The organism is Mucilaginibacter sp. KACC 22773 (assembly GCF_028736215.1).
Lineage (GTDB): Bacteria > Bacteroidota > Bacteroidia > Sphingobacteriales > Sphingobacteriaceae > Mucilaginibacter.
The window spans coordinates 3,582,199-3,607,903 of the sequence record NZ_CP117883.1 but is presented as its reverse complement, the minus strand read 5'-3'; the positions used below and the strand labels follow the sequence as shown (position 1 = coordinate 3,607,903).

Sequence of the window (25,705 nt, the reverse complement as noted above, 5' to 3'; positions counted from 1 at the left end):
ATGAAGCAGACTATTTACTATATACTTCTGTTTTTCCTAATCAGTTCATGCTCGGATCCGCAAGATCATACTAAAGCGGCGATCAGTGATATTACCGTGTCTTTATATGCTTCAGCAAACGTAAAAGCAAAAGATCAGTACACCGTGGTATCAACTGTACCGGGCATTATCGCCAAAGTTAACGTACAACCTGGCGACCTGGTTAAACAGGGCGATGTCTTGTTTATATTAGAAAATAAAGAGGCTACATTAAATGCCGAAAATGCACTCCAGCACTTAAACTTCGCATCATCAAATGATCAAAAAAATTCCGGGCAGTTGCAGGAGGCTTTGTATGCTGTACAAGCCGCTAAAGAAAAATATCAGCTCGATTCCACTTTTTATTATCGGCAGGAGAATTTGTGGAAGCAAAATATTGGCACCAGGGCAGAATTGGATCAGCGCGATTTGGCATTTCGTACCTCAAAAATAAATTATGCTTCAACGGTTAAAAGTTTGGAGCAATTGAAAAAGCAGCTAAAAAATGATTTGTACCTATCCAAAATAAATTATAACATCAGCCGAAAGCGCCAAACAGACTATTTAATTAAAAGTGAAATTGACGGAAAAATATTTGACGTAATTCAAAATAAAGGTGAGCTGATCACATCACAGACACCATTGGCTGTTTTGGGAAAACCAGATTTGTTTTACTTAGAAATGAATGTTGATGAGCATGACATCACGGGGGTAAAATTAGGTCAGCAGGTAGAAATTACTATGAATAGTTATAAAGGTCGTTTATTTCAGGGACGGGTTAGTAAAATTTATCCTATTATGGACCAGCGTTCACGAACTTTTAAGGTGGAAGCTTTGTTTTCAAATCCTCCCGGGAAGCTGTACCCCAATTTAACCGCAGAGGTGAATATTATTGTAAGGGTAGCAAAAAACGCAATTCTAATTCCCAGGAATTATTTAGATAAGAATAATAACGTATGGTTGTCGGGGCATACTAAGAAGAAAGTGGTTACCGGGGTGCAAGATGAAAAAAACATCGAGATACTACGGGGCCTGGATACCTTGCAAACAATTTATAAACCCAAATAAATGAAAACAGGTTTACTTCTGACTATTGCATTGGCATTGTTAAAAGCACGGTTAAAACAATCGGTTGTGGCTGCTGCCGGCGTTACCTTCGGCATTGCTATGTTTATAGCCCTTATTAGTTTTATGACCGGATTAAATAAAATGTTAGACAGTTTGGTTATTAACCGCACTCCGCACATCAGGCTATACAATGCAATTGCACCGTCAAAAATACAACCGGTTAATATGGCTGCCGAATTTGGGGCGTTCAGGAACTTTATTCAATCGGTAAAGCCGAAAGACGACGGAAAACAAATTTATAACGCGATGCGCATAATTAAAGCCATCCGTGCGGATGAGCGTGTTATTGATGTTGCACCTAAAATAAGTACTTCTGTTTTTTTTAACAGCGGGACTATTCAGATATCGGGTATTGTTGACGGGATAGATGCTGACCTGGAGCAGAAGCTATTTAATTTAAACGACAACGTTATCGAAGGTAATATCAGTGATCTTAGCGTTGTCAGCAACAGTATAATCATTGGAAAAGGGCTTGCAGACAAATTGATCTTGAACATAGGCGACATGGTAAGGGTTACAACTGCCGACGGTGAAATGTCGATGCTGAAAATAATAGGAGTAGTTCAGTTCGGAATAGCCGAAGTAGATGATGTGCAAAGTTTCACCTCGGTACAAACCGCTCAAAAACTGCAGGGTAAAGCAGCCGGCTACATTACCGATATACAAGTCAAATTAAAAAATATAGCATTTGCTCCAGCCGTTTCAAAAGAATACGCCAGGTTATTTGGCGTAAATGCTATTGATATACAAACAGCAAATGCCCAGTTTGAAACAGGTACCAGTGTACGGAACACCATCGCTTATAGCGTAAGCGTCGCTTTGTTAATTGTTGCCGGTTTTGGAATATATAATATTTTGAACATGCTGATCTATGAAAAAATGGATACCATCGCCATTTTAAAAGCCACCGGGTTTTCGGGAAAGGATGTTAAAGCAATTTTTATCCAATTATCAATGACACTTGGTGTTGTGGGCGGTGTTTTTGGTGTATTATTAGGTTATTGCATGTCGCTTATTATCAGTCATATTCCGTTCAAAACCACGGCTTTGCCTACCATCAAAACGTATCCTGTAAATTTTGAGCTTATATATTACGTTATTGGCGTAGGCTTTGCCCTTATTACCACTTACTTTGCCGGCTTGTTACCGGCCCGCAAAGCGGCAAAAATTGATCCTGTTGGCATAATAAGAGGAAAATGATAGAAACACCGGTTCTGCAGGCGATTGCTGTAAATAAATATTTTACAGACCCTGTTCGTTTTCGCGTTTTAAATGACGTCAGCTTTAGTATCGAAAAGGGAAGCTTTGTATCGGTTACGGGTAAATCTGGCTGTGGAAAATCAACTTTACTTTATATTCTTTCCACAATGGATACCGATTACGAGGGCGAGGTGTTGTTGGATAATGAGCCGCTGCACCAAAAAAATGCTACTGAATTGGCGAATGTCCGTAACCAAAAGATCGGATTTGTATTTCAATTTCATTACCTGATTGAAGAGTTTAATGTATTAAAAAATGTGATGTTGCCTGCTATGAAACTGGGTAAGTATGCTTATGAAGAGATAGAACAAAAGGCTATGCAGCATTTAAAAACATTAGGAATAGCAGATCAGGCGCTAAAAAAGGCCAATCAACTCAGTGGCGGACAGAAGCAACGTGTGGCCATTGCAAGGGCTCTTATCAACGATCCGTTAATTGTTATGGCTGATGAACCCACAGGAAACCTGGATAAAAAAAACACAGATATCGTTTTTGATATTTTTAAAGAAATTTGCATGACAAATAAACAAACCATCCTGGTGGTAACCCATGACCCTGACTTTGCTAACCGGGCTGATAGAATCATTCAGATGGAGGATGGGGAAATTGTGTCATAAAACAGAATGCGATAATACCTGTTTTATAAGAAAGGCACTACAATATTTTGAATAGATTATGTTTTTTTAATATTGGAAAGTAAGGCTGGATTTTGCAATGTGTTATTGCGGAGAGGGAGGGACTCAGCCTCCGGAACTCTTAACTGTACACCTAATTTTAAATCAGGCGTATTCGATCACTTTGACAGCTCTCAGTAGGTTATAAAAGCAAAAATCCCGCTTTAGCGGGACTGTTTTTATTCAGCGGAGAGCTAGGGATTTGTTTTTAACCCTAATTTTGTGCTCTTATTTGATGTCTTGAATGGTTTTCAATTTCGTACTCACCGAATCACTCACCACTTTTTTATTTATAAGTAAATAGCTGTAAATGTTATTTTCAAATATACGAAAAAGGGAAAAAACAATTCTTTTTTATTCATGGAAACGTCCGTTCGATTTCTTATGATTTAAGCTCCTCTAGCCGGAGGCAATCAATAATATATTAACTTCCGTCCTTAAATCAGTAAACTGTTTTTTAGAAACCATTAAAGTACCTAAAACCGGAGGAACGCAATAATAAATGTTAAACCCACCCCATATTCTGGATTTGATGTAAATTTCTCGAGAATTTAATGTTATCTCACATTCACCAATGATTTAATTTTAACTTCAGGATGTTTAATTGCATAATCGTCGACAGGTTTTTGGGTAAAAATCGCGCTGCTGGCAGTAACCAAATTACATTAGGCCTTTATGTATTATTTGAGCCAGCCAGGTTATTTTGCTTTCAAATTGCGGAAACCTGCCGAAAAGAATGATTTCCTGATCAAAGCTCTTGAAAACCGTTTGTAGGGTCTCTGCCAGAAACTGGCTGTCTTCCTCGTTTAGTTCAGCTATTTCCTTATTTTCCATAGCCCATTTGATCATGAGTTTCACGGCTAAAATCTCTTCTTCAGACATAATGCGGGACTGCATGATCAGCAGAGAGGGCTCCTGCCTCATGTCTTCTATAACCAACTTGTATTTTAAAACCAGTTCGCGCAGGCGTTTGATTTTTACCTCGTTAAATGATTCTAAATTAGCTGAAAAAGAACGCCGTTTGCTTATCGTGGCTTTACTTTCCTCCAGGCATTGGGAAAACATTTTGTGACATAGGGCGGCGAGCAATTCCGTTTTATTCTTAAAATAATGATAAAGCGTGCTTCGGCCTTTCTTGCATTCATTTGATATATCCTGCATAGATACCCTTACAAAGCCGTAACGCTGAAATACCGTATCGGCCGCCGCGATGATCTCTTCCCTTATGCTGTCGTTTTGATCTGCTTTCATGATTCGACAAAAATACAAATTTTGTTGGTGGCTTTTTTGTCATTAATAAGTTGCAGGATCATGCAAGATTAATAATATGACACAATTATTAAAAAATCACAAAAACAAATAATGTATAATTGTCGAAAATATTTAATCGGGGGTCAATGCGGCATATCGGGCTAAATTTTAACTTTTAAAGCCTGTGTAAGCTCTCTTTTAGATTAATAAACAGTGAAATAACAATCGACAAAAATACAAATAATGTTCAATTTAATTATATGAAAACCAAACTTACACTTGCGGGAGCAATGATAGCCGCTATCTGGATTTCCGGCTGCTCAGGCAAAAAAGAGCAAAAGAACGGCCCGGATACCTTAGCGGTAAACGTATTTAATCTAAGTGCAGATTCCCTCTCAACCAGTGACCGGATCGTTTACGATGGCACGCTTGAAGCCGAAAAGACAATTGATTTAAGCTTCCAGGTTTCAGGAACCATCCTGTCTTTCCCGGTACTAACCGGCGATTATGTAAAAAAAGGACAACTGGTAGGTGTAATAGATGAAACAGTATACCGTAACCAATATAACGCACAGCTGGCGCAGGCTAAACTTGCCGAAGAAAATTATACCCGCATCAACGATGTATTTAAAAAAGGCAGTGTTGCCGAAATAAAAATGCTGGAGGCCAAATCAAATTATGAACAGGCAACCTCTGCTGCCCGGGCAACTTACCAGAATATAGCCCACACCCATCTTTATGCACCGGCAAGCGGGTATATTGGTGAAAAAAAAGCCGAAGCAGGAGCTGTTGCTAACCCCGGGCAGCCTGTTTTGCAGCTGCTGGATACCCATTCGGTGAAAGTGCTGGTTGCAGTGCCCGAGAGTGAAATCAATCACTATAAAGCCGGAACGCCGGCTATGGTAAAAATCGATGCGTTGGGGAATCAGTCTTTGCAGGGCAAGGTATCCGAAGTTGGCGTTTTAGCGCTTAGCGGCAGTGCCAATTATAACCTTAAAATATCGCTGGCCAATAATGATTTAAAGTTAAGGCCCGGCATGCTTTGTAAAGTGGTGTTTAACAAAACCACCGGTAATGTCGCCTCATCCAATGATGTTAAAGAAGTTATTGTTCCGGTGCAATCCGTCCAGGTGGATGAAAAAGGGGCCAGCTTTCTCTATGTAATGAGCGCAGCACATAAGGCAGTGCGGAAAGCAATAACCACCGGCCAGCTTTACAGTAATGGCATCGCCATCCGTTCAGGTCTCGCCGGAAATGAGCAGGTGATCACCTCCGGGTATCAGAAGCTTGCTGATCAAACCCCTGTCATCGTCAATAAATAACAGCAGATCATGAAAAAGAAAGGTAATTTAATTGAATGGGCAATGGAATACCATGTATTTCCGCTTGCCCTGTCTGCTATATTTTTTATACTCGGTATCACAGCCCTTTTCAACATGCCGCGAAACGAATTTCCTGATTTTACCATTAGGCAGGGGTTGATCATTGGGCAATACCCTGGGGCTTCATCAAAACAGGTAGAAGAGCAACTGACTAAAAAAGTAGAAGAATACTTATTCAGCAACAACGAGGTCAACAAGAAAAAAACCTACTCCTATTCACGTGATGGCGTAATGTATGTGTTTGTTGAGGTCGCTGACAATTTAAATGCTATCCAGACCAAAGCATTCTGGAATAAAATCAAAAACGGCATGCTCATTTTGCAGAGCCAGTTACCCAAAGAGGTTAAGGGTTTTTATATCGACAGTGAGTTTGGCAACACATCAGCCATGCTGATGGCTGTTGAATCGAAAACCAGGCCGTATAAGGAGCTACTCCGTAACGTCGAAGATATCGAGGCCGAACTCAGGCAAGTGCAGGATGTCGCCAAGATCTCGCACACCGGGAACCTGAATGAGCAGATTACAGTTTATGTGGACAACAATAAGCTGCTGCAAAAAGGCGTATCTGTGAACAATATTATGCAGATACTGCAAAATGAAGGCGCAATAAATTCCACCGGTAAGGAAGAAGGTGAAGTGGTTGATCAGCCTATCCACCTCAGTACGTTCTATAAAACGGAAGCAGAACTGGCAGAACAGATCATCAGGCAGGATGCCAGCGGCAATTCGGTACGCCTGCGCGATGTGGCTACGCTGAAACGGGAATACGACGAGCCCGACAGTTATGTCACCTCAAACGGCACCAAATCAATCGTGATATCGCTGGAGATGATCACCGGTAAAAACATTGTGCAGTTTGGTAAAGAACTGGAGGAACGTATCGACAAGGTGAGCAAGCATCTGCCATCGGATATCCAGCTGGTTAAACTGGCAGATCAACCACAGGTTGTGGATGATTCGATCAGCCACTTTATGAAGGAGTTTGCTTTCGCGCTTATCGGCGTGGTATGCGTTGCCTTGCTTTTGCTGCCCTTTCGGGTTGCAGCTGTTGCAGCAGCCACCATACCTATTACCATAGCAGCAACGCTGGCCATTATGTATATGGTTGGTATAGAACTCGACACGGTAACACTCGCGGCCTTAATTGTGGTACTGGGGATTGTGGTAGATGACCCGATTGTGGTGATTGATAACCATGTGGAAAAGCTGGATCATGGCATGTCGGTTTGGGAAGCTGCAAAAAGCAGCGCGCAGGAATTGTTCCCTTCCGTATTCACAGCTACGCTGGCCATATCAGCCACTTTCGTTCCGCTGGCTTTTTTCATGACCGGCGTATCCAAAGATTTTATCAGGCTTTTCCCGGTAACTATCATGATCGCGCTCACCTTATCACTGATCATCTCCATGTTGCTGGTGCCGTTTTTCAATACCATCTTTATCAAAAAAGGTTTATTGCATGGCAAGGATGATAAAAAAAGGTCATTTCTGGACCGGCTGCAGGATTTCTTCAACAGCCATATCGGTAACTCCATGAAACACTACAAGCTGACCGTGTTTTTTGGCATCATGGCGGTGGTCGTCGGGATTGCTATTATGGGGGTGTTGCCCCAGCAGTTGTTTCCTAAAGTGGAACGTAACCAGTTCGCGATGGAAATCTATCTTCCTTCAGGGTATAACCTGTCACAAACCGACAGCGTTGTCAAAGGCATGGAGCGGATATTAAAGCAGGACAAACGCATCGTTACGTATACCAGCTTCATTGGCAGCAGTTCGCCGCGTTTTCACTCCGTATATGCCCCTAATCTTCCGGCAAAGAATTATGCACAAATATTGATTAAAACAGAATCTGAGGAGGCTACCGCCGAGGTTATTGTGGATTATCAGCACAAGTACAGTAACCTGTTTCCGTCTGCCTATGTCCGTATGAAACAATTGAATATGATCAATGCGCTTGCGCCGATTGAGGTCAGGATCAGCGGAAACGACATCTCGGCCCTGAAACAAGTTGCAGGGCAGGTTTTAGCCATTGGCAAAACCCATAAACAGGTGACCTGGGCCAGAACAGATTACAATGAAATGCAGCCAACCCTGCAGGTTGATGTAAAAACCGCAGAAGCGGCGCGGCTCGGGCTGAGCAAAGGCGATATTGCCAATGCGGTATCAATGCACTCGGAAGGTATTACCGCTACCCAGGTTTGGGAAAACACGTATCCGGTGGATGTCAAGATCAAATCTCCAAAAGCTGCCAGGAGCAGTTTGTCAGATTTGCGGGACCTCAATATCGTTTCGCCCCAAACAAAATCGGTTATACCGCTAAGGCAGGTGGCCGATGTCAACTCAGCGTGGGAAGATGGCCAAATTACACGCAGGAATAGCGTACGTACACTGACCGTCCGGATGGACGTAAGCCAGGATGCCGTAGCTAACAGTGTTTTATTAGACCTGCAACCTGCCATTGAAAAAATTAAGCTGCCGCAGGGCGTGGAGATCCGTTACGGAGGAGAATTTGAGTTACAGGGCGAAAATCAGGGGCCCATGGGCATTGCTTTAGGTGTAAGTATCATATTGATCTTCCTGATCCTGCTTTGGCACTTTAAGCATCTTAAACATGCACTTTTAAGCATAACCACGATGCCGTTAAGTATACTCGGCGCCTCATTCGGCCTGCTGGTTGCGGGATATCCGTTTGGATTTACTTCATTTCTTGGCTTGCTTGCCCTTTGCGGTATTGTGGTTCGTAACGGCATCATCCTGATAGACTTTGCCGAGGAATTGCGGAAACACGAGGGTAAATCTGTATTCGAAGCCGCAATGCTATCCGCAGAACGCCGGATGCGGCCGATTTTTTTAACCTCCTCTGCCGCAGCCGTCGGTGTAATACCGATGGTGGTCAGCAGGTCTTCGCTTTGGGGCCCGCTTGGTACCGTGATCTGCTTCGGTTTGCTGGTTTCCATGCTACTGACCCTGTTCGTATTACCAACGCTGTACTGGCTGTTCTTTCGTAAGGAGGATCAAAATAAGCCGGTAAGCACAACACCGGAACCTGTAACCGCATAAGTCCATGATCATGAAAACATTCCTATTATCAATATTCACTTTTACATGTCTGCAGGCTGGTGGCCAGCAGCATATCCTATCCTTACAGGAAAGCAAGCGGGCCGCCATTGCCTACAGTTACGCTTTAAAAAATGGTGAGCTGAGGATAAATTCAGCAAAAACAGATGTAGCCGCAGCTAAGTCTGATTATCTCCCTTCGGTTAGCGCAACAGGGCTGGGTTTATTCGGGTTCAAAGATTTCGTATCCGCGGCGCCGCCATTATTAGAAAAAGGCATCAATAACTTTTATCTGTTCGGCGTAACCGGCACAGAATCCCTTTATGCCGGCGGTAAAATTAAAACGGGTAACCAGTTAGCGGCATTGCAGCTACAGGTCAGCCAGATCAGGAAAAAACAATCAGTTGATTCTGTGATACTGCTTACCGAGCAAAAATACTGGAACCTGGTAAACATACAGGAACAGCAGAAGACCATACTGGTAAATGAAGCATTGCTTAACGCCGTACTGAAGACGCAAAAAGACATGCTGGCTTCAGGTCTGATTGCCCGGAATGATCTGCTCAAAGTAAAAGTTCAGCTTAGCCAGTTGCTGGTTAACAAAAGCAAGCTGCAGAACGGCCGCCGGGTGGCCCTGCTGGATTTTTCTATGTATACCGGTATTGCCTTTGATTCGCTCATGGTGATGCAGGACACACTTAATAAAAACAGTACCCCGGTATTACCCGCCTTGCAGCCCGACACCAACCTGGACCGTAATGCCAATTACCAGTTGTTAACCAAGCGTGTAGCAGGTGAAAAACTACAGACCCGGTTAGCAGGGGCCGACAATTTGCCAAGCCTGGCAGTCGGTTTGAGCGCATCGCAGACCGGATCGATCAACAGTGGGATCGGGAGCAACTTTGCACCGGCCAGTTTTGTTACCCTGAGTATTCCCATCTCCGGCGGTTTATGGGGCCGGGGTAAGCAAAAGATGCAGAAGCAAAGGATCAACGAGCAAATAGCTCAAAACGATTTCCGCGACGGACAAAACCAGCTGAGAGTAGGCATTATACGCTATTGGTACGATATACAGGACCAGCTTACACAAATCAGCTATGCAAAAGACAACCTGGAACAGGCTACCGAAAATCTGAAAGTTAACCAGGATAATTACAAGGCAGGGTTAGCTACCATTTCTGAGGTGCTGGATGCCCAGGCTGCTTACCAGCAGGCCTCAAGCACCGTTGCTACGGCATTTGCTGATTTTTATGTAAGGTCAGCGGTATATAATTACGTTACTGCGAAAACCGAAAATCAACCCTGACCGGCGGCTTTAAAAGTTAACAAATCAGCAGCCGAAATGGAAAAAAAGAGAAAACGTCTCATTGATACTGCTATTGAGCTTTTTATCAACCATGGTATCATCAGCGTAACGATGGATGAACTGGCGAAGACTGCCGGTATGTCGAAGAAAACCGTCTACCAATGTTTTGCCAATAAAGGAATCCTTGTGGAAGCCGTTGTTGACGAGCTGATAGGACAATCTAAAAATATCATCAGCTTAAATACCAACGCGTCAGATGACCCGGTACAGGAGTTGGTTCTTCAACAAGGGCTTTTTAAACATTTGATCGCCTTAAGGTACCTTTTTAACGACATGATGTTAAAAAGGTACCCGAGGGCTATGAAAGCGTTCCATGAATTCAAAATCAATCACCTCAAGATGGTTATTGAATCAAATTTATCTGATGGCATTGCAATGGGATTGTACCGGCAGGGTTTGGATGTACCTGGCACGGCAGGTATCTATATATCGGTAGCAGACTTTTATCTATTTAATAACACCGTAAGGACCCCGGCTGACATATTTGAAGCGCTCCAGCTATTTATAAACGGAATAATTACCAATGACGGACGTCGTCTTCTCTCGGACCATAATAAAGTAAAAGCAAACGGCTCTGTTTTATAATCTGTTGATAAACAGGCTATCAGGTTGCTTTATGTAAGTTAGCTTTCCGGATCACCATGATTGTCATCTTCATATCATAAGGAATGTAATATACTAAAAAGTCTTTTTTATTAAACTTTTTAGTATATTTTTGTATAGTAAAATCTATAACATGATTACTAAAGCCGAAAGAACAAAGCAATTTATCCTGGAAACAGCAGCTCCTATCTTTAATCAGAAAGGGATATCCGGTGCTAATATAGACGACGTGCTTGCTGCCACGAAACTGACTAAAGGATGTCTTTACGGCCATTTTGAAGGCAAGGAAGACCTGGCCCTGCAGGTTGTTGACCACATGTTGGATACTAACGGCGAAAAAATGTTGCTGACCATCAGCAGGGGTAAAACAGCGAAGGCTAAAGTATTTGCCTTTCTCGATTTTTATAAAGATCCTTTGAATACTTACCTTAAAGGCGGATGTCCTGTATTTAACATTGCCGTGGAATCTGATGATAACTTTCCGGCCATTAAAGAAAAGATAGCCGGTGTTATTCGCCATGGCCAGGAATTGTTTGTTAGTATTTTAAATCAGGGCATTGCCGGAGGTGAATTTTCTGATAAACTTGATCCTGCTGTCTATGCGTTCAAAGCGGTGTCTGCGGTTGAAGGTGCCGTTGTGATGTGCAGGGCGATGAATACAGCAAAACCGATGGCCGGTTTGCTCAGGAGCCTGAAGGCGGAGTTAGAAAGTTATGCGATATAATTTTTTTTAATATAGAATATACTAAAAAGTCTTTTTTGTAAAGTCTCAGGTTGCCTTCGCAATTAGGCATTCAATCCGGCTTCGCAGACATCACGTAGGAAGAATACAAATAATCAAAACGAAATAAAATATACTAAAAAGTATAAAATAGCGATTAAACAACGATGTGTCGGGGTTGCAAACCTGTTTCCTTGTACTATTTAAAATTAAAACAATGAATGACCAAATAATTTTCGAGCCATATAATTTAAATGGCCTTTTACTAAGCAATCGCATGGTGATGGCACCGATGACCCGCAGCCGTTCAGCTAATCCGGGTAATGTGGCTACAGAACTGACGGCACTCTATTATCAGCAGCGCGCTTCGGCCGGTCTGATCATTACCGAAGGAACCTACGTCAGCCGTGACGCTGTCGGGTACCTTAATGTTCCCGGAATCTATACAGAACAACAGGTTGAAGGCTGGAAACTGGTTACAGATGCAGTACATCGGCAGGGTGGGAAGATTTTCGCCCAATTATGGCATGTGGGACGATTATCGCACCCCGACCTGCTTGACGGCGAACTTCCGCTGGCGCCTTCAGCGTTAAATCCTCTGGCCCAGGCATTCACGCCCGAAGGTTTTAAAGATACCGTAGATGCCAGGGAGATGACACTCGGGCAAATCAAAAAGACCATTAATGATTTTAAACAGGCTGCAGCAAACGCGGTGGAAGCGGGTTTCGACGGTGTTGAACTGCATGCAGCCAATGGTTATCTGCTGCACCAGTTTTTCAATCTTTATTCCAATAAACGCCGGGATCAGTACGGCGGTGCCATCAAGAACCGCGCGCGCATATTATTCGACATCCTGGATGAACTGTATACGGTAATCGACATCAGGAAAGTAGGCGTAAGATTAAACCCTTCTCTTCACGGTATCCAGGGTATGATGCTCGACGAGGAAACCATGGCTGTGCACGATTACATCGTTGCCAAATTGAATGAATACGACCTGGCTTACCTCCACCTGACCGAGCCCTTTACCGATGTATCGGGCAATCTCTGGGCTATTGAGGAAGTTGCCAAACATTACCGCCCGCTTTATGACGGCACAATAATTATTAACCGCGGATTTAATAAGGCCACTGCAAGCCAGGTATTGAATGATGGTAATGCCGACCTGGTATCGTTCGGTGTTCCTTTTATTGCCAACCCTGATCTTGTTGAGCGATTTAAAGCAGACGCGCCGCTCAATCAGCCAGATCCATCCACCTTCTATACACCCGGAGAAAAAGGCTATACTGATTATCCGGTCATGGCCGAACAATAAATAGTTTATGAAACAATAAAAAAGCAGAAAAATGAAACCAGCAATTTTAGTTACAGGAGCCTCATCGGGCATTGGGCTGCTTGTTGCCAGCAAGCTACACGAAAATGGCTATCAGGTAATCGGCACAAGCCGGGATCCCCAAAAACACCAGGCAAGATTGCCATTTAAGTTACTGCCGTTGGATCTGAATGACGACCATTCCATAGCATCTTTTGGCAGGCAGCTGTTCAGCCAAATCAAAACTTTAGATGTGCTGATCAACAACGCGGGTTACTTGGTAAACGGCCTTGCAGAAGAAACTCCTATTGAATTAGGCAAGCAGCAGTTTGAGACCAACTTTTGGGGAACCATCAAATTAACAAACGAGTTGCTGCCGTACTTCAGAAGGCAAAAACATGGAAAAATAATTACACTTGGCTCCCTGCTGGGTTTAGTGAGCCTTCCAAATACTGCCTACTATTCGGCTTCAAAACATGCCCTTGAAGGTTATTTTAAGGCACTTCGGTTTGAGTTGAACCAGTTTAACATCAAGGTGGTTATGGTTGAGCCGATCAGTTTTAAAACCAATATCGGCGAAAGTGCAACTGTAGCGAAAGGCACAATTGCAGACTATGATCAGTTCCGGCAACGGGTTCTAGCGTATACCAAAACTGCATTTGATAAGGCACCCGAACCCACGCCCGTTATCGCTACTTTATTGCGGGCAGTGAAGGAAAAAAATCCAACATTTGGTTACCCTGTCGGAAAAGGATCATCGATGGTACTCCTGCTTCAGCATTTCGCCTATAAGTTTTTCGAGAAATCCATTCTGAAATCGATTAACGCTTCAAAATAGAATTAACATCAAAAATTAAAATCATGGAATTAAAAGGAAAAAAGGTATTGATCACAGGTGGTGCATCAGGTATCGGGCTGGAAGCAGCAAAACAATTTTTAGCCAATGGAGCCAGCGTGATCATCACCGGCAGAAACCAGGAAAAATTAGATGAAGCCAGGAAGCTGTATCCGGCAATTACGGCCATTAAAAGTGATGTATCAGACGCAGGTGACGCGCAAAAGCTTTTCAAACAGGTACAGCAACTGGGCGGTATAGATATTTTATACAATAACGCGGGGGTGCTGACTAACCCGATTAACCTCGGTACAGCAAACGGTCAGCATTTTGAAGATGCGGCGTACGAAATAAACGTCAATTACCTGGCAGTGATTCGGCTTAACAATTTGTTTATCGATATGCTGAAATCAAGGGCGGAAGGCGCGATCATCAACACCACTTCATTACTCAGTTATGTTCCGTCATTACTTGAAGCCACCTACGCCGCATCCAAAGTAGCCTTGCAGTTTTACACCAAAGCGCTCAGAAAGCACCTGCAAATTTTGGATAGCAGCGTAAAGGTTTTTGAACTTTTACCTCCGCTTGTTGCCACAGAAATGACGACTGATATGAACGGCAAAAAAATGACCACGGCAGATATGGTGAAAGGCTTTATTGCAGGCCTTCAAAACGATCAGCTTACTATCCGTATAGGCGATACCAAAACAGTGTATATATTGAACCGGCTTTTTCCGAAACTGACTTTTAATTTGGCTAATCCTAAGAAAAGTTACAAAGTAATAGCCTCGTAAAACCATTATAACCATAAAAAAATGAAAGCTTTCATTATAGATAAATATAAAAGCAAGGACGGCGGACGCATCGGGCAAATACCTGTTCCTGAACCGAAGGCGGATGAGGTATTAATAGAAGTACACGCCACCGCTATCAACCTCCTGGATTCCAAAATCAGAAGTGGCGAGTTCAAACTCATTTTGCCGTATAAAACACCGTTTGTTTTAGGCCATGACGTGGCTGGTGTTGTAACCAAAGTTGGAGCCCGTGTGCAACAATTTAAAGTTGGAGACGAGGTTTATGCACGACCGGCAGATCATCGGATTGGAACGTTTGCAGATTTCATTGCTGTTAAGGAAGCCGATGTGGCGCTTAAGCCGAAAAAACTGAGCATGGAAGAAGCCGCATCTATCCCTCTGGTGGGCCTGACGGCCTGGCAGGCACTGATCGAAAAAGGGAAATTGAAGAAAGGGCAAAAAGTATTCATCCAAGCCGGCTCAGGTGGTGTAGGCACATTTGCCATTCAACTGGCGAAATACTTGGGCGCTGCCGTAGCTACCACTACCAGTGCAGCCAACATGGAGTTAGTAAAAAGCCTCGGCGCAGATGTTGTTATTGACTATAAGAAAGATGACTTTGAGAAAGTACTACATGGTTACGATCTGGTTTTGAATAGTCAGGATGGGAAGACACTCGAAAAATCGCTGCGCGTGTTAAAACCGGGTGGAAAACTCATCTCGATCTCCGGCCCGCCTGATCCGGATTTTGCAAAAGAAACCGGAGCTCCATGGTTCGTGAAATTAATCATACGCCTTTTAAGCTTTGGAGTAAGGAAAAAAGCAAAAAGGCTTAATGTGGGCTTTTCATTCCTATTTATGAAGGCAAACGGAGATCAGTTAACAAAGATCACCTCCCTTATAAATTCCGGTACTATCATACCGGTTATAGACAAAGTTTTCCCGTTCGAATCGATCAAGGAAGCGATAAACTATGTTGAAAGTGGTCGGGCCAAAGGGAAAGTCGTTGTTAAAATTAAATAAAGTTGTTGTTTCTCTTATACAATGTCTTAAACCCACTTAATAATGAAAAAGATAGGAATATTGTTGCTGTGCTTTGTTGCAGCAACAAAGACTTTTGCACAAACTCCGGAAGCCGATAAGATTTTAGGCTTATGGTTGAGTGAAGATAAAACTGGTAAAATTGATATTTATAAAGCAAACGGCAAGTATTTCGGCAAACTGATCTGGGGCAAAACGATGTACGAACCGGATGGAACAACTTCCCGGAAAGACGTTAAAAACAAAGATGAAAAATTAAGGTCACGTAACCTCAGGGACCTGATGATGCTTTACGATTTTACATATCATGATAATGCCTGGGACGGTGGGCAGATTTATGATCCCTATAGCGGCAAAACATACAGTTGTACCTTAAAACTGAAGGAAGAAAAGCTATATATCAGGGGATATATTGGGGTATCCCTATTTGGCAGGACAAGTGTTTGGGAAAGGGTAAAGTAATATTTTGTCGACCTGTAATAATTGCCACTTTATTTTTTAATCTTTCCAATCTTTTGTGATTGAGGAATCCTACAGCGCTTTGCTATTAATCAGCTAAAAAGCTAAAACAATGCCCCTTTGTAAGCCTTCATTGTATTTTTCCTGGTCGAACTTATAAAGGTATGGAGCCCGGTGCGGGCCGATTGGCCTTGTTTCTTTCAGTTTCAAAACAATGCCTGATGCAAGTAACTTTCTTTGAAAATTTCTTTCATCAAGAGATCTCCCAAGTATCGTTTGATATAAAGCATGAATTTCGGGTAATGTAAATTTTTCAGGGAGCAACTCATAACCAATAGGATAAAACGCAATATGCATTCGAAGGGTCCGTAAAGCTTCAGAAATAACAAGCTTATGATCAAACATTAACGGGGGAAGGTCACTCACCGGCCACCACTGGCATGCTGCATCAAGAGACCATTTCTTTATTTCAACCGTCGAGAATTCTGTCAACGTATAGAAACCAACAGATACAAATCTGTCAAAAATCCAAAGGTCTTTAGGAACTTCAATTCCAGACAGTTTGCGAAGATTTTCCGGATTCTTTTCAGCGTCTGTTGCACGATCCGGGTTACCAAAACAGTGAAACTGTTGCAGGAAAAGATTTTTTAATCCGGTCCTTGATGCCGAAATGCGGGCGGCGGCCTCTTCGATGGACTCATCCCGGCCGACATAGCCACCTGTAATTGTCCATTTACTGGTCGCAATGGTCTGCTGCAATAGTACTTTCAGCTCTTTATCATGATATCCAAAAATAACATTGTCGACTTGTATATGGTGCAGGTACCTGTCCGGATGCGTGATGATTTCTATTTCAGAAAATTCCATAATGAATCAAAATATCATTTGAAAATACAAAGTTACAAACTATTCTGTTAAATAGACAGAATAAATTTTGACATACCATGGAACAATTATATCTTTATTCTGTCAAATAAACAGAATAAGGTTCTGTATCTTCAAAACCAATTAAAATGAAAAGCTAAACATGATTTTTATCATAGTCGCGGGATTATTCCTGGCGTTAAACGTAAACGCTCAATATTTTCCAATGATGAAATCATGAGGAAATGCGCCGTCAACGCAATTTGATTACTGCATATAACCTAAATTATAAAGGATCATAAATAAGTATAAATATGAAAAGTATGAAGTCCATCCAAAATACCGGGCAGTATAGTAAACTAAAGATAGGGCTGTTTATGCCGCTTGTTTTGAGTTTTGTCGCTTCTCATGCCCAAAACAATTTAACCCAGGGAAACGACGGCCTGGCTCAAAAATTTAAAACAACCGATACGTTGTTTAAGCAACCTTATGTGGATGTTGATGAATGGCGGGATAAGCCGGTAAAACATCGGTACATTCATGGTGGATTCAAGGGCACCAGTTCAAAATTTTCCTTCTATTTTCCTCAGAAGGAAAAATATCTGGGCCACTTTTTTCAATACATTACACCATTCCCGGATAGCGAGAATGGATCGCAGGGAAGATCCGGCGAAGAAGACAAAATAGGGTTTAGCCTTACCCATGGAGCTTATTTTGTTGAGACCAATGAAGGCGGCAATTTCAGCTTCAGCAATCCGTCCAAATCTGACCCATCACTGGCGGCGTATCGGGTAAATGCGGCTTCGGCCGAATTCTCACGGGTCATTGCCAGGCAGATCTATGGTGGTAAACGCCCTTACGGATACGCTTTTGGCGGCAGCGGGGGCGCATATCGCACAGTTGGAGGTTTTGAAAGCACAAGTGGTGTTTGGGACGGAGTAGTTCCTTACGTGTTGGGGTCTGACCAGGCTATCCCCAATGTATTTACCGCGCGGATGTTTGCCATGAGTGTTTTAAAGGATAAGTTTCCGCAAATTGTTGATGCACTGGAACCAGGCGGAAGCGGCGACATGTACGCCGGGTTAAATCAGGAAGAAAGAACCGCGCTCCGGGAAGCTACCAAAATGGGATTTCCCGTAAAAAGCTGGTTTGGTTACAAAACAATGGGTACGCAGGGTTTTTCAGTTTTATACCAGTATATTGTTCGTATTGATAGCAAATATTTTGAACATGACTTTTGGACCCTGCCCGGTTACCTCGGACACGACTCACCAGGGTTATTTCTAAAAGGGCGAATTCAGCAGCGCAGTGTTATCAAGGCGCTCATCAACAGCGACCAGGCGGCTACTTTAGGGCTTAAAAAACCGGTGTCTGCGGAGGATCGCGGAACGGCTGGAGCCGCGTCTAAGAATATAGGTGGCGTTCAAGATGGAATGCCGGTTGCATTTCAGTTGCAGGATAAACTTAAGGATGTTTATTTCCTCGGCGGCGATCTGATCATAAAAAGTGGAGCGGCCGCCGGAAAAGTTCTAATGATAAACAAAATAGAAGATGACAAAGTAGTGTTGGGGCCTGTCGATTCAACAGTGGTTGCCAAACTAAAAACAGGGGATTCGGTACAGGTTGATAACTCTAACTTCCTCGCCATACAAACCTATCACCGCCACCAGGTACCGGGAAAGGAATATTATGTATGGGATCAGTTTCGCAATGCCGATGGTACACCTAAATATCCGCAACGTCAGTTATTACTGGGGCCGCTGTTTACAAAAGGAGCGGCCGGTGTCATTCCCACCGGCAAATTTAAAGGTAAAATGATCCTGCTCGAATCGCTTTGGGATCGCGAGGCTTTTCCGTGGCAGGCAGATTGGTATCGCACAAAGGTCAAAGCGAACCTCGGAGATAGTTTTGACAATCATTTCAGGGTATGGTTCACAGATCGTGCTTTACACGGAGATGTATCAATTGAAGATGATCCAACAGAAACCATTAGCTATCTCGGGGTTTTACAACAAGCGCTCCTTGATCTGAGCGATTGGGTAGAAAAAGGTATTGCTCCCGCGGCCAGTACTAATTACAAAGTTGTTGATGGGCAGGTAGTAATTCCTCCAACCGCAAATGAACGAAAAGGTATACAGCCCGTAGTATTGGCGAAAGCGAATGGCAGCAAACGTGCTGTAGTTAAAATCGGCGAAACAGTTACCTTTACCGCATTTGTCGATGTGCCGGAACGTATGGGAAAGTTAGTAACTGCCGTTTGGAACTTTGATGGCTTATCGCCAGACTTTAAAAAAAAGATCAGTGATTTGCATGGATGGAATTTTGTTACTTCCGGAGTCTTTCCAGTTTCTACGAAATGGGTTGCCGTCAATAAAACGGGGTCGCGTGTTAAATTGACAACTACTTATAGATTTTCTAAACCGGGCACATATTTTCCGACATTGAGAGTGGCATCACAACGGCAAGGGAATGCGAACACTTCGTTTACCCGGATTCAAAATTTGGATCGGGTTAGGGTAGTAGTGAAGTAGTTTTACTTATTATAAATTGGCGTATTCGTCTTGCTTTAATCATGTTGATTTGAACTTTATAATGCAAAGTTGGAGCAGCATGCACACCGGGGAATAACAGAAATCAAACAGATACTTATGAAAGTAAAAAATTTCTCTTGATTTGACAGAAAGCTCGTTCAGTGTTTTTATTTTCACCCATCCCGGAGGATGATGGTTTGTAGCCTGGCACAGGCAAATAAAGAAATAGTTAAGCAAATATGAATAATATCAAAAGTATCACTTTAACCGCAGTATTTTTTTTGTCGGCTTTTTTAGCGCAGGCGCAAAAGCCAACTCAAAGCAAAACAAAGAGCGATGCTTATTTTGTCAATCCTATTTTCGCGGGTGATTACCCTGACCCAGCCATCATGCGGGAGGGTGACGATTATTACATTGTACATTCATCCTTTGAATATTATCCTGGCCTGTTAATCTGGCATTCAAAAGATCTGGTTAACTGGGCTCCGGTTACACACGCGCTGAATAAATATGTGGGTTCGGTATGGGCGCCAAACTTAGTTAAGTATAAAAACAAGTATTACATCTACTTCCCCGCAAGTAATAGCAATTTTGTGGTTACCGCCGATTCTATAAATGGTCCATGGAGTGAGCCGGTTGAACTGAAGGTAAATTTTATTGATCCCGGGCATTTTACCGATAAGGCAGGTAAACGCTATCTTTATTTCAACAATGGCGGCTATTTGCCGTTGTCAGATGATGGGTTATCTATAACCGGTGAATTAAAACCGGCTTACAGCGGCTGGAAGATCCCGCGTGAATGGTCGATAGAGTGCTTTTGTCTGGAAGGACCAACAATAGCTAAACGGGGTGATTATTATTATTTGACCGTAGCGCAAGGAGGGACAGCTGGTCCTGCAACAAGCCACATGATAATCTCCGCACGCTCTAAAACACCGTTCGGCCCATGGGAAAATTCACCTTATGATCCGATCATCCGTACAAAAGACAATTCAGAAAAATGGTGGTCCAAAGGTCACGGCAGTTTAGTGGAAGGCCCGAATGGTAAATGGTGGATGGTTTTTCATGCCTATGAGAAAGGTTATTATGGTATGGGGCGCCAAACTTTGCTTGAGCCTGTAGAATGGACAAAGGACGGGTGGTTTAAAGTACCCGGCACCATTAAAACTGATGCGCCAATACTAAAACCAAAACAAAGCAAGTTAACAAGTTCATTTACCCTAAGCGATGACTTCAGCGGCCATAGCTTAAAACCCCAGTGGCAATTTTTTGGAGAATACGACACCACAAGATTTCACCTGAATGATAACAGTTTAACAATAAAAGGCAAGGGTAAATCTGTAGCTGATTGCGCTCCTTTAACTTGTATTCCTGCAACCCACTCTTATACGGCACAGGTGGAGTTATTTATAGAGGGAAGTGCTACGGGTGGACTGACACTTTTTTACGACAACAGGTATTATTCGGGAATATTGGCTGATAAGCAAAATATTTTGGCGAACCTGAGGGGATGGCAGTTCCCAACCGAAAAAAATGCGATAAATAAACATGTGTTTCTAAAGATCAGGAACATAAAAAGTACAGTTGATATGTATTACAGTATAGACGGACGAAACTGGATTAAAATAGAAAATTCTGTCGAGGTATCCGGTTACAATCATAACGTACTGGGTGGTTTCCTCAGTTTACGAATAGGATTGTGTGCTGTAGGTGAGGGCACAGTTAAATTCAAAAATTTCGTTTATCAACCAATAAATTAACATTAATGGTGATTTATGGCGATCTCATAACAATGCCTGGTTAAGTCAGATAATTATTTAAAGTATCTGCAAATTTATTTACTGTCAAATATTTCGAGGCTATTGGCAATCGATTTTCCAACAGATGGCTTATATAAGTTCATCAACATAATAAGCCCTGGTAGGGTCGCTAATTCAGATGCCGATCTCTGAAAACGTTAGGTGGTACGCCAACCTCTTTTTTAAATAACCTGGAAAAGTAGGTAGGATTTTCAAATCCAAGCAAAAAGGATATCTCGGCAATATTCATCACTCCTTCTTTAAGTAAATTCTTTGCCTCTGTGATCAGATAGAGGTGTATAAGTTCCAGGGCGGTTTTTCCGGTTTCTTGTTTAAGCATGTCGCTTAGATAGCGGGATGAAAAATTTAATCTTTCTGCCATGAAAGTCACTGTAGGAAGGCCGGATTCCTGGGTCTTTTTTGTTTCAAAATATGAATGGAGCAGCGCATGAAACTTTGTCGCAACGGTACCCGTTATATCGGCCCGATTTGTAAATTGCCGCTTGTAAAAGCGGTGCGCGTACTTAAGCAGGGTATCCAAATGGCTAAGCAGGATAGTTTTGGTAAAGTCATCGGTATTATTCCGATATTCTTTATCCATAATATTCACCAGGTTCCAGATCATCTCTTCCTCGCTGGGCGACAAGTACAGGGCCTCATTGGTCTCATAGTCAAAATAGCCATACTTTTTAATTTGATGATGCAGCGGAGTTCCTGCCAGGAAATCTTCATGTATTAATATCAGAAAGCATTCATCCCTTAACTTGATATTTTTAAATGTGACCGGCTGGCGTGGTTTAATGAATAACAATTTGCCCCGGTCATGGTCAAATTTTGTTCTGCCATGGGTAATGTTACCCGATTCCAGCTGCTGGAAAGAAATAATGTAAAAATTTGCAGAGAATTCTATGTCGTCACCCGCACACTCGTCTTTATTTCCGAAGGAAATGCTAAATAGTGGATGCTCCGGCGCTTTAATGCCGATGGCATTGCTGAAACAGCTTATTTTATCGAAATGGTTCATGATTTATTTTAATAGGAAAAGCAGTATCCGTAAAACAGATACTGCTAATATACAATCTTAATTTCCCTGGGCAGCAACGGAAACGTCCTGCCACTCTTCCCAGGTTTTCATCCGTTGATCATAAACGTGTTTTATCCAATGGATACCCACCCTGCCCAGGATCAGTCTTAACGGAGGGTTTTCCGCATCAACCAATTTCAGTACGGCCTCAGCCGTTGCTTCGGGTACGCCCCAGTCTTCTGCCCGGTTGCCGGCAGCAAGTCCGGCCCTAACTTCATCATAAAAAGCTAACGGTTTGCTTTGCATCCCGGAGGTTGTGGCAAAATCGGTCATGAAACCGTTAGGTTCCAGTATACTGACCTTGATACCGAAGCCGCTAACTTCGGCAGCCAGGGCTTCACTAATACCTTCAACAGCGAACTTGGAAGCACTGTATAGCCCCAAAGTAGGGAAAGCGAGCAGGCCTAATGCACTTGACACCTGAATGATATGACCTGCTTTTTGCTCGCGCATAATCGGGATAACGGCTTGCGTTACCCAAAGCAAACCATAAACATTGGTTTCAAATTGTGTACGGATCTCTTGTTCTTCCAACTCTTCTATCGTACCCGAATGACCATAACCAGCGTTATTAATCAATACGTCGATGTTGCCAAAATGGTCTTTGGCTTTTGCTACAGCCTCAAAGCATGCTGCCTTGTCGGTAACATCCAGCTTCAAAGCCAGCAATGTTGAAGCGTATTTTTTTGAAAGTTCAGTTAAAGTATCCGGGTTTCTTACCGCAACCACCACCTGATCGCCACGTTTTAAAAATGCTTCTGCCCAAATACGGCCCAGGCCGCGGGACGCCCCGGTTATAAAAATTGTTTTTGCCATTGTTATTTGTTTAATATCATATAAATTCAATGACAAATCTCGGCTAATTACGAGCGGCTTTAATGATACAAAAGTTGGTAATCATAGAACGATTTTACGTATTTAAGCGAATCAAACAATTACGATTTATACAAATCTCCGTATAACTGATAACGCCCTTGTCTGCTATGGTCTGATAGGAGCGGGGCAGAATTGTTTCCGGGATGAAGATTACTTTCGCTTAGCTGAAATTTGCTTGAAAGCCAGGTTTTGACAGGATCAACAAGTGTCGCTGTCCAGGGGCTTAAGAGATTTTATCTAAACTCTTTTATAATATCCTATACGTCATAATTGCTTATTATGGACCTGTCAAAATTTATTCAACGCGTTTGAGATTATTCTTGTGAAATTGCAGTTAGGCGATTTTTTTTTTACAAAAAATCTGAAAATATTAATTTTATCTTAACTTATTGCTAAATTTACACTTAACGTCATAAATGTGTAATGGATTTCCGCTGTAAGAGCTTTTAAAAATGTCAATTTTCGATATTAATGGAAGTTTACTATCAATTGCACCCGAAAAAGGTATCGGTTATCTTTAAAGTACATAAATAATAAAGATGTTAGTTGATGTTTTGCGTTTCTTAAAATTTAACAGGGGAATTTTATCTGTTACCGCATTAAATAACTCCAGTTGGTTGAAAAATAACATAGGAAAGATTATTACGCCCCTTTAAATGTTTGTACGGTCGCTAAACAATGAGAGCCAACTACTTCGCAAAATCGCGGAAGGCGATCAGCATGCCTTCAAAATAATTTATGATTACCATCGGCGAGCGGTTTATGCAAGAGCGATTTTTTTTCTAAAATCGGAAGTGTTAGCTGAAGAAGTGCTTCAGGAAGTAATGCTGAAACTTTGGCAGAGTGCCGGGAAACTTACAGATGAAACTAATCTGGGCGCTTATTTAACCACATTAACACGTAACCGAAGCTTTCAAATACTGCGGCGAAGAGTCCTGGAAGCTAAGACAGAAATTGAACTGCGAAAAGATTGGACAGAAAGCCATAACGAAACAGAGGAAGGAATCTTGCTGGCGGATACTCAAAAAATACTCGCCGACGGCATTGCGCTGTTACCCCCGCAACAAAAAATGGTTTATGAACTTTGCCGCATTGATGGGCTTAAATATGAGCAAGCGGCTCAGAGCATGAATTTAAGTGTTGAAACGGTTAAAAGCTATATGAAACTGGCGCTTCGTTCGCTTAGATCTCACATGAAATCGCATACCGATCTTGCCGCGATTTTAATTATTCTAAAAATTATTTAATTTTTTTTCTTCTTCACTACCCCCTTATCAACTTTTCATGGATTAATATAGAAAAGGGACAATTATTCCCTGTATATTAATCATGCCGAATACAGAAGACAACAGGCTCCTTTTATTATATCAGAAATTTCAGTCTAAAACGGCATCCGTTGAAGAGTTAACGGAATTCAACAACTTCTTAGCCAGTGAGGGTGCCGAACAGCGCCTGTTTGAACTCATTGAAAAAGAATATCGGTCATCCGAAATTAAGCAATCCGAGCTCTCCGAATTTCGTGCCGGGCAAATATTTCAGCAGATAACGAGCCAGCCTCAGACTTATCGTAAGATTAGGAAACTATGGTCCCGCATTGCCGGAGTGGCTGCAATTGCGGGGTTGCTGGCTATTGCAATTTTATTCAAAGACCAGATCTTATCCGCAGACAACCAATCACAAGTTGTTTCGTCAAATCAGGATATTGCTCCAGGCAGAAGCGCTGCCACGTTAACGCTGGCTAATGGGAGGAAAATTCTGCTCTCTGCTATACCCTCCGGTGAACTGGCCAGCGAATCTGGAGCGACAATATCTAAAACCTCGGATGGAAAGATCGTTTATGAAGTTAAAGAAAATAGTACAGCCGGGCCGGGACAGCATAATTTGCTATCCACCGCAATGGGAGAGACCTATCAGGTGAAATTACCCGATGGTTCCAGCGTGTGGTTAAATGCAGCCTCATCCCTAAAATACCCTGTTTCTTTTTCATCGTTAAAAGATAGGCGGGTTGAACTTCACGGTGAAGCATATTTTGAGGTAGCAAAGGATAAGCTACATCCATTTTTAGTGGAGACAGACGGACAGGAAGTAACCGTTTTAGGGACACACTTTAACGTTAAAGCTTACACGCAAGACAAAAATATTGTTACAACACTTGCCGAGGGCAGTGTGAGAGTTGGCTATCAGGCCTCCGCCTGGAGTGATCACGGAAAAATTGTTTATAAGGATGAAGTCATTCTAAGTCCCGGGCAACAGTCGCTTTTGAAGGGGGAAACGATAAGCGTTTCAAAAGCAGACATGGAAGAGTCGCTTGCCTGGAAAGACGGCAACTTTGTTTTTAACGACGCGAAGATTGAAAAAATAATGCAGGACATCGCCCGCTGGTATAACATAGAAGTGTTTTACAAAGGACCATCTCCAACGGGTGCATTTTCCGGCAATATCTCCCGGTCTAAGAATATAAGCCAAATACTAAAAGCTTTAGAATCAACAAAATTAGTTCACTTTAAAATCGAAGGGAGGAAAGTATACGTCAGTAAATAATTACCTATCAAAAAAACCAGATTCCGGAAACCGGAACCTGGTTTAAGTTTCGTTTAGCTCTAAATTAATTAAAAACTATGTGCAGCGAACCTTCGCCCTGGAAAGTTGAGGT

Annotated in this window: 21 protein-coding genes; 17 read left to right on the top strand and 4 right to left on the bottom strand. The window is 42.5% G+C overall.

Annotated elements, in window-relative coordinates:
- Genes PQ469_RS14975 through PQ469_RS14965 form a run of 3 tightly spaced genes read left to right on the top strand, consistent with a single transcriptional unit; the run spans position 1 to position 3,023 of the window.
- Complete coding sequence (locus PQ469_RS14975; RefSeq protein WP_274213692.1) at positions 1 to 1,086, top strand: efflux RND transporter periplasmic adaptor subunit; 1,086 nt, start codon at positions 1 to 3, stop codon at positions 1,084 to 1,086.
- Positions 1,087 to 2,346: an ABC transporter permease gene (locus tag PQ469_RS14970; protein ID WP_274213691.1), complete on the top strand. Its 1,260-nt coding sequence runs from the start codon at positions 1,087 to 1,089 to the stop codon at positions 2,344 to 2,346. It begins immediately after the preceding gene.
- Positions 2,343 to 3,023 (top strand): ABC transporter ATP-binding protein, encoded by a 681-nt coding sequence (locus PQ469_RS14965; protein WP_274213690.1) that lies wholly within the window; start codon positions 2,343 to 2,345, stop codon positions 3,021 to 3,023. Before PQ469_RS14970 ends, PQ469_RS14965 begins: the two co-directional genes overlap by 4 nt.
- 717 nt (positions 3,024 to 3,740) lie before the next feature.
- Here the strand turns inward: PQ469_RS14965 and PQ469_RS14960 are convergent.
- Positions 3,741 to 4,331 (bottom strand): TetR/AcrR family transcriptional regulator, encoded by a 591-nt coding sequence (locus tag PQ469_RS14960; protein WP_274213689.1) that lies wholly within the window; start codon positions 4,329 to 4,331, stop codon positions 3,741 to 3,743.
- A 260-nt stretch (positions 4,332 to 4,591) separates the two neighbouring features.
- On the opposite strand from PQ469_RS14960, the gene PQ469_RS14955 reads away from it, so the two are divergent.
- The 10 genes from PQ469_RS14955 to PQ469_RS14910 all read left to right on the top strand — a co-directional run bounded on the left by PQ469_RS14955 (position 4,592) and on the right by PQ469_RS14910 (position 15,901).
- Positions 4,592 to 5,653, top strand: coding sequence for an efflux RND transporter periplasmic adaptor subunit (locus PQ469_RS14955; protein ID WP_274213688.1), 1,062 nt, complete (start codon positions 4,592 to 4,594; stop codon positions 5,651 to 5,653).
- A 9-nt stretch (positions 5,654 to 5,662) separates the two neighbouring features.
- The gene (locus PQ469_RS14950) at positions 5,663 to 8,770 is read left to right on the top strand and encodes an efflux RND transporter permease subunit (protein ID WP_274213687.1); all 3,108 of its coding nucleotides are present in this window, start codon (positions 5,663 to 5,665) and stop codon (positions 8,768 to 8,770) included.
- Positions 8,771 to 8,780: 10 nt separating this feature from the next.
- A complete protein-coding gene (locus PQ469_RS14945) occupies positions 8,781 to 10,073 on the top strand; it encodes a TolC family protein (protein WP_274213686.1) in 1,293 nt (430 codons plus the stop codon).
- Between the two features lie 36 nt (positions 10,074 to 10,109).
- Positions 10,110 to 10,718: a TetR/AcrR family transcriptional regulator gene (locus tag PQ469_RS14940; RefSeq protein WP_274213685.1), complete on the top strand. Its 609-nt coding sequence runs from the start codon at positions 10,110 to 10,112 to the stop codon at positions 10,716 to 10,718.
- 151 nt (positions 10,719 to 10,869) lie between these two features.
- A complete protein-coding gene (locus PQ469_RS14935) occupies positions 10,870 to 11,460 on the top strand; it encodes a TetR/AcrR family transcriptional regulator (RefSeq protein ID WP_274213684.1) in 591 nt (196 codons plus the stop codon).
- A 214-nt stretch (positions 11,461 to 11,674) separates the two neighbouring features.
- Positions 11,675 to 12,772 (top strand): alkene reductase, encoded by a 1,098-nt coding sequence (locus tag PQ469_RS14930; protein ID WP_274213683.1) that lies wholly within the window; start codon positions 11,675 to 11,677, stop codon positions 12,770 to 12,772.
- A 31-nt stretch (positions 12,773 to 12,803) separates the two neighbouring features.
- Positions 12,804 to 13,607 (top strand): SDR family NAD(P)-dependent oxidoreductase, encoded by an 804-nt coding sequence (locus PQ469_RS14925; RefSeq protein WP_274213682.1) that lies wholly within the window; start codon positions 12,804 to 12,806, stop codon positions 13,605 to 13,607.
- A gap of 23 nt (positions 13,608 to 13,630) precedes the next feature.
- The gene (locus PQ469_RS14920; protein WP_274213681.1) at positions 13,631 to 14,398 is read left to right on the top strand and encodes an SDR family oxidoreductase; all 768 of its coding nucleotides are present in this window, start codon (positions 13,631 to 13,633) and stop codon (positions 14,396 to 14,398) included.
- Positions 14,399 to 14,419: 21 nt separating this feature from the next.
- On the top strand, positions 14,420 to 15,421 hold the full coding sequence (locus tag PQ469_RS14915; RefSeq protein WP_274213680.1) for an NADP-dependent oxidoreductase: 1,002 nt from the start codon (positions 14,420 to 14,422) through the stop codon (positions 15,419 to 15,421).
- A 42-nt stretch (positions 15,422 to 15,463) separates the two neighbouring features.
- On the top strand, positions 15,464 to 15,901 hold the full coding sequence (locus PQ469_RS14910) for a DUF2147 domain-containing protein (protein ID WP_274213679.1): 438 nt from the start codon (positions 15,464 to 15,466) through the stop codon (positions 15,899 to 15,901).
- 93 nt (positions 15,902 to 15,994) lie between these two features.
- Here PQ469_RS14910 and PQ469_RS14905 read toward each other — a convergent pair whose 3' ends face one another.
- Entirely contained in the window at positions 15,995 to 16,765 is a 771-nt protein-coding gene (locus PQ469_RS14905; protein ID WP_274213678.1) for an NUDIX hydrolase, read from the bottom strand.
- 311 nt (positions 16,766 to 17,076) lie between these two features.
- Here PQ469_RS14905 and PQ469_RS14900 point away from each other — a divergent pair, with 311 nt between their 5' ends.
- A complete protein-coding gene (locus PQ469_RS14900; protein WP_274213677.1) occupies positions 17,077 to 19,293 on the top strand; it encodes a hypothetical protein in 2,217 nt (738 codons plus the stop codon).
- 239 nt (positions 19,294 to 19,532) lie between these two features.
- Positions 19,533 to 21,053: a family 43 glycosylhydrolase gene (locus tag PQ469_RS14895; RefSeq protein WP_274213676.1), complete on the top strand. Its 1,521-nt coding sequence runs from the start codon at positions 19,533 to 19,535 to the stop codon at positions 21,051 to 21,053.
- 169 nt (positions 21,054 to 21,222) lie between these two features.
- Here the strand turns inward: PQ469_RS14895 and PQ469_RS14890 are convergent, their stop codons facing one another.
- Both PQ469_RS14890 and PQ469_RS14885 read right to left on the bottom strand, forming a co-directional pair.
- Positions 21,223 to 22,116: a helix-turn-helix domain-containing protein gene (locus PQ469_RS14890; RefSeq protein ID WP_274213675.1), complete on the bottom strand. Its 894-nt coding sequence runs from the start codon at positions 22,114 to 22,116 to the stop codon at positions 21,223 to 21,225.
- A 57-nt stretch (positions 22,117 to 22,173) separates the two neighbouring features.
- On the bottom strand, positions 22,174 to 22,992 hold the full coding sequence (locus PQ469_RS14885; RefSeq protein WP_274213674.1) for an SDR family NAD(P)-dependent oxidoreductase: 819 nt from the start codon (positions 22,990 to 22,992) through the stop codon (positions 22,174 to 22,176).
- 716 nt (positions 22,993 to 23,708) lie between these two features.
- Between PQ469_RS14885 and PQ469_RS14880 the strand changes: the two genes are divergently transcribed.
- Entirely contained in the window at positions 23,709 to 24,299 is a 591-nt protein-coding gene (locus PQ469_RS14880) for an RNA polymerase sigma factor (protein WP_274213673.1), read from the top strand.
- Between the two features lie 82 nt (positions 24,300 to 24,381).
- Entirely contained in the window at positions 24,382 to 25,593 is a 1,212-nt protein-coding gene (locus PQ469_RS14875) for a FecR family protein (protein WP_274213672.1), read from the top strand.
- Positions 25,594 to 25,705 lie beyond the last annotated feature (112 nt).